Genomic DNA, 13484 nt, shown 5'->3' with positions numbered 1-13484 from the left:
AATTTTGCTGAATAAAATAATTGAATAAAATTTTTTATTCAGTCCAAGTAAAAGTGACAAAAACATAAGAGCAAATTATTCGTAGATATGCTACTATGCAAATAAATAGAAATGAAAAATGAAAGAGGAGGAGAAGAATTGGAAAAGATGATCGAAGTGAAACATCTAAGTAAAAGCTACGGCAGCAAACTTTCTCCCGTCAAAGCCTTAGATAATATCTCATTCACAGTAGAAGAAGGCGAGTTTGTTGGGATTATGGGCCCAAGTGGTGCAGGAAAGACAACGCTGATGAATATCTTGTCCACGATCAATTTGCCTACGATGGGCAGTGTCTCGATCCAAGGAAAAGAAATCACAAAAATGAAAAACAGTGAGCTCAGTGACTTTCGTCGAAAAAAACTAGGATTCATTTTTCAAGAGTTCAATTTGATCGATACCCTAAATGCAAAAGACAATATCCTATTGCCCCTAGCAGTTGAACGGATGACTAAAGAGGAAATGGAAAAGAGAGTAAGACATGTAGCTCAATTGTTGAATATAGAAGAACTGCTCAAACGGTATCCCGATGAACTTTCTGTCGGACAGAGACAACGAATTGCAGCTGCTAGAGCACTTGTTGTTCAGCCACAAGTGATTTTTGCAGATGAACCAACTGGCTCTTTGGACTCGAAGTCGGCTACAGAATTGTTGAACTACTTGAAGACCATGAATCAAAAAGAAAAAGCAACGATACTGTTAGTCACCCATGATCCATATACAGCAAGCTACTGCGATAGAATTTTATTTATTAAAGATGGTGTGATTTTTTCTGAAGTTGTCAGAAGAGGGACAAGAAGAGAGTTCTTTGAGAAAGTAATAGACATGCAGGCGACGATTGGCGGAGGAGGAAAAATGAATGCTGTATAAACTAGCCGTTAAAAGTTTTTTTCGGCAGTCACGAGGCTATCTTGTTTATTTTTTCAGTTTGACTTTATCCGTAATGATCTATTATTCCTTCAGCGCAATGACCTACGATCAATCTTTAGTCAGAAGAGCAAGTCAAGATACTTCGATAGATGGTGGATTGAGTTTTGGTGGATTTATCATTACTGTTGTTTTGCTTTTTTTCGTATTCAGTGCCAACCGATTTTTCTTGAATAGAAGGCAAAAGGAAATAGGCATCTATCAGCTTTTTGGTATGAATAAACTGCAGATATCAGGTATATATGTGTTAGAAATCATGATAATTGGATTGTTCGCCTGTATTTCTGGGATATTACTCGGTATTATTTTTTCCAAACTCTTTTCAATGATTTTGGTTCGAATGATGGATATGGATCTTACTAGTCCATTTTTTATCTCCATTCCATCAGTAGTAGATACTTTATTTGCTTTTTTCATCATCCTTTTAGCAGTATCTGTATATTCAATATGGAAAATATGGCGCTATCCAATGATTCGAAGTTTTGGAGAAAAAGAACAAGCAGATAGTTCAACAATGCGCTTCAGGACAAGGCACCGATTACTCGCAGTCATCGGGTTACTACTTTTAACGAGCGGATATTTTGGAGCTAGTCATTTTAGGGAAATCACTTCATGGATGATCAGTTATCATTATCTTGATACATTAGTTTTCTTTTTTCCTTTTTTAATTTTTTTCGTTTGTGTGGTCGGTACTTATTTGTTTTTCTGTTATACATTTCGGTTATTTTTGATCATATTGAGTAAATGGAAGATTTATTACTATGGTATCAATTTTTTGATAATGGGTAACACGCAAGTTCATTTGCTCAAAAGTTGGCGTACAAATTCTCTGATTACAGTCATTCTCGGAATTTCTTTAATGACAATTGGCGGCACGGCTAGTATCTCTACTATTTTATCCTACCAGGAGAAAGTTTCCTCCCCGATGGACTATCAGTTTGATGTTGAGACAGAGAAAAAAATCAAGCCGATTCTAGCAGAGGAAGGGCAGAAGATAACTAAAGAAATCACCTTGCATTATAAAGTCATTGGGAGTATCTATAGTCAAAATCTCGAAGAACCTATGTTTCAAACTGCTAATCTGATCACGGAAACACAATATCAAGCCTTCAGAAAAGTTAATCCAGATTTGCCGAACATTTCTTTGAAATCACCTGGTCATACTGTTTTGCTTGATCAAATGCAAACTCTTTTTCGGAATATTTCATTATATGGATCTAGTATTGGACTGCCAGATAATCAAGAATTGAAGATTCAACAAATGCTTCCAAGTGTATTAGGTGACGAAACAATGGTATATCTAAGTCCTGTACTGATTGTAGATGATACCGTTTTTGAAAAAGCAAAAGGTGTGGATTATCAAGTAGTCAATGTAGATGTATCAGGTGGAAATAATGAAAAAATAGATGAACGACTGAGCAATGACCTGTCGATAAAGTGGCTCAATGCTGTTTATTATTCTTATGATATCGTAAATGGAAGTCTACAAGGAGAAATTAGCACAAAGAAACTTCCGGATGACCAAATGAAGGAAGCACAATTTAGCCAAGAAAGCTCTCGTTTGAATTTCTCTTCCAGCTATTCGAAATTGCGTGCAGTTAATCGGCGAATCGGTATCAATATTTTTGTCACACTATTTGTCGGGATGATCGTGATTATTGCTACTGGTAGTATTTTGACAGTCCGGCAATTAGCAGAAGCAGAGGAAGAAAAAGAAAATTATCACCTATTGACTAAGCTGGGGATTCCACAAAGAAGGATCAGACGGATGATCTTCGAGCAAAACGCACTTACCTTCTTTCCACCCATGATATTAGGGATCACTCACGCAGTATTTGCAATCAATGTCTTCACTCAGTATATAAAAACTGCCGATTACTGGTTGGCTTATCTTGTGAGTGGCTTATTGATCCTTATCTATCTTTTGCTTTATGTCATTACGAGTCAGTTATATTGTCGGATTATCGAGGAATGATATACGGAATAAGACAAGATAATAAATAGAACTAAATTTTGAATACCATTTATTTGGAATAAGAGGTTGTGACACGATTTTTGTCACAACCTCTTTATTTTTTATATTTTTTAAAAGTACGAGAAATTATAAAGAAAAAAGCAGTGATTTGATGTGCTATTTTTATAAAAGCTATGTGACAAAACTGTTAGTAAAAAAACGGTTTCTGTAAGCTAGACACATGTTTCTTTTTGTCAAAATTAGTTACACTTTGTGTGAGGTTATATGAGGAGGGAATCCAATGAACAAATGGCGTTCTAATCCAAAATTGAATTATTGGGGAAAATTCATCATTCGAACAATTTTTTATAGTGCAGTACTGCTGTTCCTGATTTATCTGTATCACTATAAAAATATTCAAGGAGGAACTTTTATCTATAACGAATTTTAGGAGGAAGAGTATGGAAATCAAAACGATTATTGAAGCAATCGATGATTGGGGAATAAATGAACCTGATCGAGTTGCTTATCAGGCGGATGAGACGCATACTTTTGGTGAATTGAAACAAGCATCAGACGCACTTGCTTATTATTTAGAAAAAAAGGTAGAAGGCGATGGACCAATTGTCGTTTTTGGCAATTTGGAGTTTGAAATGATTGTCTCATTTCTAGGGGTTGTCAAATCTGGCCATGCCTATTTGCCGATTGAAGAGCATACACCCAAGGAGCGTATCCTATCGATCTTTCGGGTGGCTAAACCATCTATGGTCATCAGTATCGGGGACTGGATAGAAGATATTCCTTCGGTTCCTGTCATAACAAAAAAAGAATTTCAAGAAATCAAGAAGATACCAGTAGGATTTTATCCCAGAAATAGCGTAAAAGGTACAGAAAATTTTTATATTATTTTTACTTCTGGTACTACTGGAGAACCAAAAGGCGTACAAATCAGTCATGATAATCTAGTCAGCTTTGTTCAATGGACGATGGAAGACTTTGGGATCAATCCTGGTATGCATTTCTTAGCCCAAGCGCCATTTTCTTTTGATTTATCGGTATTTTCTATTTATCCTGCATTAGTTTCTGGCGGAATGCTGAAGCCGTTAAATAAAGCAGTTGTTCAAGACTTTCGTCAATTATTCGCGACATTGCCAGCCTTGAAGTTGAATGTGTGGGTTTCTACTCCATCATTTATGGATATTTGCTTGATGGAACCTACATTCAATGGAGAAAATGTGCCGGAATTGGACATGTTTTTATTTTGCGGAGAAGAATTGACGAAAAAAACTGCAGAAAGTCTACTTGATCGATTCCCAAATGCACGGATATATAATACTTACGGTCCAACAGAAGCAACTGTAGCTATTTCAAGTATTCAGATTGACCAGCATGTACTAGATAGTTATGACCGACTACCGATTGGCTACGTAAAAAAAGACACGAAAGTTTCTATTGTCCAAGAAGGTAAACCTGTTTCAAAAGGAGAAACGGGTGAAATCATTATTGCAGGACCAAGCGTATCAAAAGGTTACCTGAACAATCCCGAAAAGACAGCTGCTGCGTTCTTTTGTCAAAATGACTTAGCAAGTTACCATACAGGGGATGCAGGTAGACTAGATGAAGATGGGCTTTTATTTTATGAAGGACGTATGGATCAGCAGGTCAAATTACATGGATACCGGATTGAACTCGGGGATATCGAACATTATCTGCTCCAAGACAACCGAATCAAACAAGCTGTCGTCGTACCAAAATACCAAGGAACAAAAGTACAGCAGCTGGTTGCTTTTGTCGTATTAGAAAACAAAACGAAACAGCCGGATTTTCAGTTGACTAAATCTATCAAAGAACAATTACTAGAAGTTGTGATGGATTATATGATTCCTCAGAAGTTCCATTATGTCGATCTGCTGCCTCAGACAGTTAATGGAAAAATCGATCGAAAAAAATTAACAGCTGAGGTGAATCCTGAATGATGTTACCTCATATGATCCCTTATGCAGAGCCGTTTTATTTTTTTCTTTTAGCCATTGCGCTTGTACCGATCGTTCTATCTTTATTGATATGGGAAAAAAGATTACCAGTTTATCAATCAGCAGTGACACTTTTCTTTTTATTTGTCAGCTTTGGAGGTAATTATTGGCAACAGGGAGCGGCGCTGATTGGGTATGTTTTGTGGCAGACGATACTTGTATGGGGCTATTTTGTTTATCGGCAAAGGAAAAATCAGACAGGATGGTTTTTTGCCGCCGTTATTTTAGCGATAATTCCACTGTTTTTAACGAAAGTGACTCCTTTTTTTGAACATGGAAAAGCATCGTTACTTGGTTTTTTAGGAATCTCTTATTTAACCTTTAAATCTGTACAAATGATCATGGAAATAAGAGATGGCATGATCAAAACATATAAGCCATTTCGTTATATCCAGTTTCTGCTGTTCTTTCCAACAATCTCTTCTGGACCAATCGATCGCTATAGGAGATTTGAAAAAGATCAGCTCCATCCGCCTGTTCGTGATAAATATGTTGATCTTTTGGGAAAAGGCGTCCAAAATATTTTTGTCGGTTTTTTATATAAATTCATTATCGGTTATTATTTTGGTCAAGTACTGCTTCCTGTAGTGGGACGCATTGCCTTACAGCATGGTGGTATTTCATGGGCATTAGTAGGTTATATGTACGTGTACAGTATGTATTTGTTTTTTGATTTTGCTGGCTATAGCTTATTTGCAGTCGGTACAAGCTACATGATGGGATATCAGACACCAATCAATTTCAATAAACCTTTTTTATCATGGAATATCAAAGAATTCTGGAATCGTTGGCATATGACGCTGTCCTTTTGGTTCCGTGATTATGTATATATGCGATTGATGTTCTTCATGATGAAGAAAAAATTTTTTAAAAGCAAGATCGTAATGTCAAATATCGGTTATTTTGCTTTGTTTCTTCTAATGGGTATATGGCATGGATTGACGTGGTACTACATCGTATATGGACTGTATCATGCTTGTCTGATCTGTCTGACAGATGCATGGATCCGATTTAAGAAGAAGCATAAAGAGCAGTTGCCTTCTAACAAATTTACGCATGGCTTAGCCGTATTTTTGACATTTCAAGCAGTATGTTTTAGCTTCCTGATTTTTTCAGGATTTTTAGATAAACTTTTTTTTAGCTAACGAATAGTGACATATTAATTTATATAACAAAGGAGAAAAGGAAAATGGAAGAACAAATTTTATCAATCTTAGAAGAAATAACAGGAACAGATGAAGTAAGAAAAAATCGTGATATTGATCTATTTGATGAAGGGTTGCTTGATTCTTTAGCATCTGTTCAATTATTAGTCGAGCTAGACGGAGAGCTGGATATCCAAGTCCCTGTATCTGAATTCGAGCGAGAGGATTGGAGCACACCGAATAAAATCATTCAACAAGCAACTGCATTGAAGGGTTGAGTATGAAAAAGAAACTTTTTGCTATTTTCGGCCCGGTTGTTTTAGCTGTTGGCTTACTGTTTGTGTTTTTTACCTCCTCCTATCAAGTAGATATCTCTAATCCAGAAACGATTAGACGTGCCTCTTCTTCCATGTCAGTGAACGTGTTGAAAGGAGATGCGATAAAAAATTATGCATTATCTGAAAAACAATATATTCCTTTTTTTGGCTCAAGTGAATTAAGCAGAATCAGTCCATTTCATCCGTCTGTTCTGGCAGAAAAATACCAGCGAAACTATCGTCCATTTTTGCTGGGAGCACCCGGGACACAATCGTTAAGCCAATATATGATGATGCGTTCTGCAGGAGATGCTATGAAAAACAAGAAAGTCGTCTTTATTATTTCTCCTCAGTGGTTCGTTAAAAATGGTGTAAAAACTGATTACTTTAATACGTATTATTCTGAACTTCAAACATACGACTGGTTGTTTTCAATGAAGAAAGTAACGCCTGCTGATCGCTATTTAGCTAGAAGATTATTAACTTTCTCAAAAGTAAAAGAGAATGATACGTTGACGGCGATTCTGCAAACGATCAAAAAAGGGAAGCTACCTTTACCTGAATCTTTGAATCAGCTGCGCAGCCAATGGAACATGCTGAAGAGAGAGGATGAAGTATTCAGCAATATTGGGTTGAAAGATCGACAGCAAAAAATCGATCATGAGTCAAAACGATTACCAAAACAATACCAAGAAACAGAATTATCCATTTTAGCAAATCAAATTGGAGAACGAGAAACGACGAATAATCCATTCGGGTTGAAAAACGATTTTTATACGCATCGTATCCGAGCCCACGAGCCAGAGCTCAAACAGTCACAAAAAAATTGGGATTATCGTTTTTCGCCAGAATTTTCTGATTTTCAGCTGGTCTTGGATCAATTAGCAAAAAACCATAACGAAGTATTGTTCATCATCCCACCGGTTAACGAGAAATGGAGCGATTATACCGGACTATCTCAAGAAATGTTACAAGGATTTGCCAAAAAGATCAAATTTCAATTAAATAGCCAAGGATTCAATCGAATAGCTGATTTTGTCAATCAAGCGGGTACCAACTATTTTATGGAAGACACGATCCATCTAGGCTGGAAAGGCTGGTTGGCTGCAGATCAACAGATCAGACCGTTTTTAGAAGAAAATCATATTACTGCTAGTAAGTATCATCTTGACGATGCTTTTTTTAGCAAATCTTGGCAACATCAAATACCAGATAAACTACAATTAAAATAAAGAAAACAGGCGAGTGTTGCTCGCTTGTTTTCTTTATTTTTGAATATTCTGAATAAAAGATAAAAATACCAAGTTTGCCTGAACAAAAATCATAAGCAATGGTATAATCACAATATGAATATAGAAATGGGGGAAAACATTTGGATACAAAAGAAGAACAGCTACTTATTGATTTAACTTCTGCAAAAGGAGTACCTGGAAATGAAGAAGAGGTAAGAGAAGTATTCAGAGAATATGCCAAACCATTCGCTGATGATATTTTTTATGACGGTTTAGGCAGTGTGATTGCCAAACATGGTGCTGGCGGAGGCCCCAAGGTCTTTATTTCTGGACATATGGACGAAGTTGGTTTTATGGTAACAAAAATAACCGAAAAAGGATTCTTGGAATTCCAAACTCTTGGAGGTTGGTGGGGGCAAGTCATGCTTGCTCAGCAAGTTGAAATCAAAACACGTGAAGGGAAAATCGTCCACGGTGTGATTGGTTCCAAACCACCACATGTTTTAACACCTCAAGTAAGAAATAAACCTTATGAAATAAAGGATATGTTCATTGATATTGGCGCATCAAGCCAAGAAGAAGCCAAAGAGTGGGGCATACGTCCTGGAGATATGGTCACTCCATATATTGAATACAAACGAATGAATGGCAGTAAATATTTACTGGCAAAAGCATGGGATAATCGTATCGGAACAGCTGTTTCTCTGCGAGTATTAGAGAATCTATCTAAAGAAGCACACCCAAATGTTTTATTCGCAGGAAGCGATGTGCAAGAAGAAGTAGGCTTGCGAGGTGCTCGAACAAGTACACACCTTGTAAATCCCGATATTGCTTTTGCTTTAGATACTGGTACAGCAGGAGACACTCCAGGAATGACACCAAAAGAAGCAGATTCGATTTTAGGAAAAGGCCCACAGATTTTGATTTTTGATGCATCTATGATCCCGCATAAAAAATTATTGAATTTTGTTATTGATGTAGCAGAGGAAATGGATATTCCATTCCAATATACAGTGATTTCTGGCGGAGGAACTGATGCAGGACAAATGCATTTGACAAGAGATGGTGTTCCGTCTGTAGCCATTACCGTTCCTGTTCGTTATCTGCATTCCCATACATCAGTGATTCATGAAGATGATTATTTGAATACAGTGAAACTAGTCACAGAATTAGTGAAACGGCTTGATAGTGAAACAGTTGAAAAAATTCGGAGTTATGAATAATGAATAATAGAATACCTATTTCTGAATATCGGAAAAAAGCACGAGTTTCTTTGGAAAATCAATGGGGAATCAATACTTGGCTTGTTTTCTTATCTATAATATTTACGAGCGTCATCCAGAACTTTTTTGACGGTTTCAGTCCTTTTCCGGAAGAAAGCATGCAGCAGCACTTATTGAGTTTTCTAGTCGATAAGTTACTTTTATTCGCATTCAACTATGCATTGTTTTACATTGCGCTAGTAGTTGTACGGGGTGGCAGACCAAAAAGTAACCTTTTATTTTCAGTTTTCCAAAGAAAGTATTTTGGTTCGATACTTGGCATCAATTTGATCAATTCAGTCATCAACTGGCTACTCAACAGTTTAATCTTTCTGCCCATGTTTTTAATCAGCGGAGTGAGTACTTATATGCAGCTGCTTTTCAGTTCAAATGCGGTACCTACGGGTGTCATGCCAGAAGATTTTCTTGATATCAGCTTTGTTTTATCGATGATAGGGATGATTTTTGTTTCAGCACTCATCATGAGTATTGTTGGCGGTTTATTCCAATTTGCTGCATGGACAAAGTTCGACTATCCTGATTTGTCGGTTATTCAATGTTTGAAATATGGCTGGTTTTTATTGAAAGATAGAATTGGTACGTATATTTTGTTGCAGCTGTCTTTTATCGGCTGGTATTTGCTAGGAGCAATCGCTTTGTTCATCGGTCTTTTGTGGGTCATTGTTTATGTGAATGTGTCAGTTGCAGAATTTTATGAACAAGCACGGATTGAAAAAGGAGGTCCAGACGCCTATTTTACTTAGCATGTAAGCAGTTTATTCATCAAAAAAATAACTTTTGTGGTAGGATAAATCTTTGAGGGGGAATGTACGATGAAATTAACTGTTTTAGGATGCTTAGGAGCGTATCCTTATAAAAATCAAGGGACAACAGGTTATTTGCTTCAATCTGACGGGTTCAATTTGTTGATCGATGCAGGTAGTGCTACGCTGATCAAATTACAAGAACACCTTGATCCACTTGATCTAGATGCTGTGATCCTTAGCCATTATCATCATGATCATATTGCTGACCTTGGTGTATTACAGTATTACTGGCAACTTCATCCTAAGAGAAATCCGGAGACATTGCTTTCAATTTATGGACACACAAAAGATTCCATTCACTTTGAAGAATTGACGATGGAAAATGTCTCAAAAGGACATCCTTATTTTGAAGCTGAAGAATTAAAAATTGGTCCTTTTCTGATTACTTTTATGGAAACAATCCATCCAGTAGTATGTTACGCCATGCGTATCGTAGAAGAAACAACGGGGAAAGTATTCGTATTTACAGGTGATTCAGGTTATTTGGAAAGTTTCGCTGATTTTGCGAAAGATGCTGATTTGTTTCTAGCAGATACCTATCTTTTTGAAGGAAATGAACATCATCATGCCCATTTCACTTCAAAAGAAGCTGGAGAACTTGCGAAATCAGCTAACGTAAAGAAACTTGTACTTACACACCTACCTCAGTTTGGTGATTTAGAACAATTGAAAAATGAAGCGCAAAAGGCAGCAGGCAAAGGGATTGATGTAGAACTTGCTGCAGTTGACAAAGTGTTTAACATTTAGGAGGAAGAACATGATTTTTGTACCAAATGAAAACCACGACCCAAGAATCAATTTAGCAATTGAACAATATTTGCTGCAAGAAATGCCTTTAGATGAACCTATTTTGCTCTTTTATATCAATGAATCTTCAATCATCATCGGCAGAAACCAAAATACGCTTGAAGAAATCAATCGAGATTATGTGGAAGAAAATGGCATTCATGTTGTCCGTCGCTTAAGTGGAGGCGGAGCTGTCTACCATGATTTTGGAAACCTGAACTTTAGTTTTATCATGCCTGATGATGGGGATTCATTCCGTGACTTTGCGAAAGTAACACAGCCAATCATCCAAGCACTTCATGAATTGGGTGTTGCTGGGGCGGAATTGAAAGGCCGAAATGATCTAGTCATTGATGGCATGAAATTTTCTGGCAACGCGATGTATGCTACCAACGGTCGGATGTTTGCTCATGGAACAATTATGTTCAACTCTGATATCAATGAAGTAGTCAATGCATTAAAAGTAAAAAAAGACAAAATCGAATCAAAAGGAATCAAATCGATCCGTTCTCGTGTAACGAATATCAAACCATTTCTTCCAGAAGAAAAGCAAAAAATGACAACAGAAGAATTTCGTCAAGAAATCTTGTTGAAAATTTTCGGCGTAGAGTCAGTAGAAGAAGTAAAAACGTACGAATTGACTGATGAAGATTGGAAAAAAATCAATCGAATCTCTGAGGAATATTATCGAAATTGGGATTGGAATTACGGGAAGTCTCCAGATTTCAATTTCTCTCGCCAAAAACGTTTTTCTATCGGTTCGATTGAAGTCCATTTGAATGTCTCAGAAGGAATGATCAAAGAAGCAAAAATCTTTGGCGATTTCTTCGGACTAGGAGATATCTCTGACGTGGAAAAAAAATTGGTTGGACAGAAATATGATAAAGCATCTCTATCAAAAATAGTCAGCCAAATTGATGTGAAGAAATATTTTGGTGCGATAGAACCAGAAGAATTGCTTACCTTACTTTATTGAAAATAAAAAATAGCGGAATCCACATATATGGATTCCGCTATTTTTTATACAGGATTCGGGTAATTTCGAGAGAGTTGAACAGTGATCCGATCAATGAAAGTATCTTTTTCCTGCGTTAGTGTTCCTGTGTAACGATCCGCTACGTCTTTCATCATCATTAAGTCAAAACGTTCCTGATCATCTAATTCTTCTGTGATGCCTCGACTAAATAGGTTTGTATCGTAATGTGCACTATGTTCGCAACAAATGACGAAATGTTCCTCTTGTTCGTGTATCGACAAATAAATTTTTCGATACAGTGGATTTTCGATGGCATGAGTTTCTCTAAAGGAATGCTCTAAAGCGTGGATCAAAAGTTGAGCCAGATCGTCATCGTTGATAGGAAGTTCTTCGGGAAGATCTGCTTGGAAGGTTATCTGAATATTCCGTTTGGCAGCTAACTTCTGGTAACGCGCTAAGATAAGATTTGTCACCTGGTGGTTGCAAAAAGAACACAGCATTTCGAAATTTTTTGCTTCTTCTAATATCTTTTCCACATAGTTTTTAGCTTTTGTTTGGTCCGTATGCATTAAATCTTGCAGATTCTCCATCTCTTGGACAAATTCCAGGCGAAGTGTATTTACTTCTTGGATATGCTGTCGAAGCTGCTCATAATGTTGCTCCAACAAATCATTTTTGATTTTTAAGAAATCTACTTGTCTCCGATCTTTGTCGGTATTTAAGATGTGATCGATTAGATTGTAGCTGATAATAACGATTAGAATGATAATATATAAAATCGTAGACCAATTGATCGTTGTTTGATAGATACCTAATGCCGTTTGGATGTAAATCAAGCAATGGATAATGGCTACCAAGACGATCCAAGGTGTACAAGCTACATAAAAACGGTTATTCTTATATGCTTCGCCAATGCATGCAAGTGAAGTGACTAAAGTGCTTATAACACTAGCAATATTAGCAATCGGCATTAATTCAGGAAGTTCTGCAGGAGTAAAAGTTGCATAAAGCAGAACGCCGATAAAAATCAAAAGTTGGAACGTACAAAAAATTCCGTACCATTTTTTATAGTAAAACATTCGGCTCCAATAGTAGCAGATGATGAAAGCTGACGTTAAGATAATAAATAAATGAGATAAAAAAGAATGAACGAATGGTTCAAAAAGAATACCACTTAAAATATCTTCTGATACAGCTTCAAATCCTAATGCCAAAGCAAAGCAACTTAAGAGAATAAGTGAGTATTCAAGACGTTTTTGTTTATACATCAAGTAGATCGTATAGAAAAAGGTCCCTATAGCGATAAAAACAGCGATTATCATCGTCAATACTTGCGGCACTGATTGTGAATAAATAAAACTAATCAATGGTCCAGTTGTTCCTAGATAAACTTTCGGTGGCAGTCCAGCATAGTTCTGATAAGGAGATGAGACTGTAAGGGTCAATTTTTTTCCGATATAATTTGCTGGTAAATCTATCACAGCCAATGAGAGTCCGGGATTGCTTTCTTCCTGATAATCTTTCCGTTGGTATAAAATCTTTTCGCCTAGATATACAGTAATCCATTGATGGTTTCCTTTGATTAGTAAATTTGCTTCGTCCAACGGTTTTTCAAGTGTCGTTTCCATAATGAATGTTTCGTCTTTATCCACGGTAGGAATCGTACGAGTGTACTTGCTGTCAAACTTAAAATCAGGATCATCTTTTGTATAGAAAACCCACGAATCTTTTATTTCTTTCATTTGATTGCTGTCCGCAGGAGAAAAAATAAAATAAAAGAAATAAGCAATTCCTGTTAAAAATAACAATGATAATATAATGATTATGCTCCACTTTATACGTAAATAAAAAGATTCTTTTTTATTATATATGTTATTAAAAAAAGCCATAAAGGTATTCCTTTCTAAAACTTGTAATGTTAGGGTAAACGTTTTTTAAACTAACGTCAATTATTTATAATAAAAAATGAGATAAAGATGAGGAAATAGA

The 13484-nt window shown here is 36.4% G+C and carries 12 protein-coding genes; 11 read left to right on the top strand and 1 reads right to left on the bottom strand.

The genetic code is table 11. From position 1 onward, the window contains the following. Positions 1-138: 138 nt before the first annotated feature. From IGL31_RS09555 to IGL31_RS09505, 11 genes are all read left to right on the top strand, one after another. Positions 139-906, top strand: coding sequence for an ABC transporter ATP-binding protein (locus tag IGL31_RS09555; RefSeq protein WP_002304285.1), 768 nt, complete (start codon positions 139-141; stop codon positions 904-906). Continuing rightward, positions 896-2938: an ABC transporter permease gene (locus tag IGL31_RS09550; protein ID WP_002288087.1), complete on the top strand. Its 2043-nt coding sequence runs from the start codon at positions 896-898 to the stop codon at positions 2936-2938. Before IGL31_RS09555 ends, IGL31_RS09550 begins: the two co-directional genes overlap by 11 nt. Before the next feature lie 280 nt (positions 2939-3218). Beyond that, positions 3219-3368, top strand: a complete 150-nt coding sequence (locus tag IGL31_RS09545) for a teichoic acid D-Ala incorporation-associated protein DltX (RefSeq protein ID WP_002288113.1) — start codon at positions 3219-3221, stop codon at positions 3366-3368. 10 nt (positions 3369-3378) lie between these two features. Continuing rightward, positions 3379-4893 (top strand): D-alanine--poly(phosphoribitol) ligase subunit DltA, encoded by a 1515-nt coding sequence (gene dltA / locus IGL31_RS09540; protein ID WP_086300189.1) that lies wholly within the window; start codon positions 3379-3381, stop codon positions 4891-4893. After that, positions 4890-6095 (top strand): D-alanyl-lipoteichoic acid biosynthesis protein DltB, encoded by a 1206-nt coding sequence (gene dltB, locus IGL31_RS09535; protein WP_002288090.1) that lies wholly within the window; start codon positions 4890-4892, stop codon positions 6093-6095. Before dltA ends, dltB begins: the two co-directional genes overlap by 4 nt. Before the next feature lie 44 nt (positions 6096-6139). After that, on the top strand, positions 6140-6373 hold the full coding sequence (dltC, locus tag IGL31_RS09530; RefSeq protein ID WP_002288092.1) for a D-alanine--poly(phosphoribitol) ligase subunit DltC: 234 nt from the start codon (positions 6140-6142) through the stop codon (positions 6371-6373). Between the two features lie 2 nt (positions 6374-6375). Beyond that, positions 6376-7644: a D-alanyl-lipoteichoic acid biosynthesis protein DltD gene (gene dltD / locus IGL31_RS09525; RefSeq protein ID WP_002288094.1), complete on the top strand. Its 1269-nt coding sequence runs from the start codon at positions 6376-6378 to the stop codon at positions 7642-7644. A gap of 140 nt (positions 7645-7784) precedes the next feature. After that, a complete protein-coding gene (locus IGL31_RS09520) occupies positions 7785-8867 on the top strand; it encodes a M42 family metallopeptidase (protein ID WP_002288096.1) in 1083 nt (360 codons plus the stop codon). After that, positions 8867-9670, top strand: a complete 804-nt coding sequence (locus IGL31_RS09515; protein ID WP_086300188.1) for a DUF975 family protein — start codon at positions 8867-8869, stop codon at positions 9668-9670. The genes IGL31_RS09520 and IGL31_RS09515 overlap by 1 nt, the downstream gene beginning before the upstream one ends. A gap of 69 nt (positions 9671-9739) precedes the next feature. Next, complete coding sequence (locus tag IGL31_RS09510; RefSeq protein WP_002299607.1) at positions 9740-10480, top strand: MBL fold metallo-hydrolase; 741 nt, start codon at positions 9740-9742, stop codon at positions 10478-10480. A gap of 10 nt (positions 10481-10490) precedes the next feature. After that, positions 10491-11495, top strand: a complete 1005-nt coding sequence (locus IGL31_RS09505) for a lipoate--protein ligase (RefSeq protein WP_086300187.1) — start codon at positions 10491-10493, stop codon at positions 11493-11495. Between the two features lie 44 nt (positions 11496-11539). On the opposite strand, the gene IGL31_RS09500 is transcribed toward IGL31_RS09505, so the two are convergent. After that, a complete protein-coding gene (locus tag IGL31_RS09500) occupies positions 11540-13384 on the bottom strand; it encodes a membrane protein (RefSeq protein ID WP_002332097.1) in 1845 nt (614 codons plus the stop codon). Positions 13385-13484: the final 100 nt, after the last annotated feature.

The sequence above is a fragment of the Enterococcus sp. MSG3290 genome (assembly GCF_050555565.1).
Classification (GTDB): domain Bacteria; phylum Bacillota; class Bacilli; order Lactobacillales; family Enterococcaceae; genus Enterococcus_B; species Enterococcus_B faecium.
The sequence above is the reverse complement of the archived record's forward strand: the minus strand, read 5'-3'. Positions and strand labels throughout refer to the sequence as shown.

Excerpts from the sequence above, each read along its gene's own strand:
- IGL31_RS09550 (WP_002288087.1), top strand. The coding sequence starts at position 896 with ATGCTGTATAAACTAGCCGTTAAAAGTTTTTTTCGGCAGTCACGAGGC.
- IGL31_RS09545 (WP_002288113.1), top strand. The coding sequence starts at position 3,219 with ATGAACAAATGGCGTTCTAATCCAAAATTGAATTATTGGGGAAAATTC.
- dltA (WP_086300189.1), top strand. The coding sequence starts at position 3,379 with ATGGAAATCAAAACGATTATTGAAGCAATCGATGATTGGGGAATAAAT.
- dltB (WP_002288090.1), top strand. The coding sequence starts at position 4,890 with ATGATGTTACCTCATATGATCCCTTATGCAGAGCCGTTTTATTTTTTT.
- dltC (WP_002288092.1), top strand. The coding sequence starts at position 6,140 with ATGGAAGAACAAATTTTATCAATCTTAGAAGAAATAACAGGAACAGAT.
- dltD (WP_002288094.1), top strand. The coding sequence starts at position 6,376 with ATGAAAAAGAAACTTTTTGCTATTTTCGGCCCGGTTGTTTTAGCTGTT.
- IGL31_RS09515 (WP_086300188.1), top strand. The coding sequence starts at position 8,867 with ATGAATAATAGAATACCTATTTCTGAATATCGGAAAAAAGCACGAGTT.
- IGL31_RS09510 (WP_002299607.1), top strand. The coding sequence starts at position 9,740 with ATGAAATTAACTGTTTTAGGATGCTTAGGAGCGTATCCTTATAAAAAT.
- IGL31_RS09505 (WP_086300187.1), top strand. The coding sequence starts at position 10,491 with ATGATTTTTGTACCAAATGAAAACCACGACCCAAGAATCAATTTAGCA.
- IGL31_RS09500 (WP_002332097.1), bottom strand. The coding sequence starts at position 13,384 with ATGGCTTTTTTTAATAACATATATAATAAAAAAGAATCTTTTTATTTA.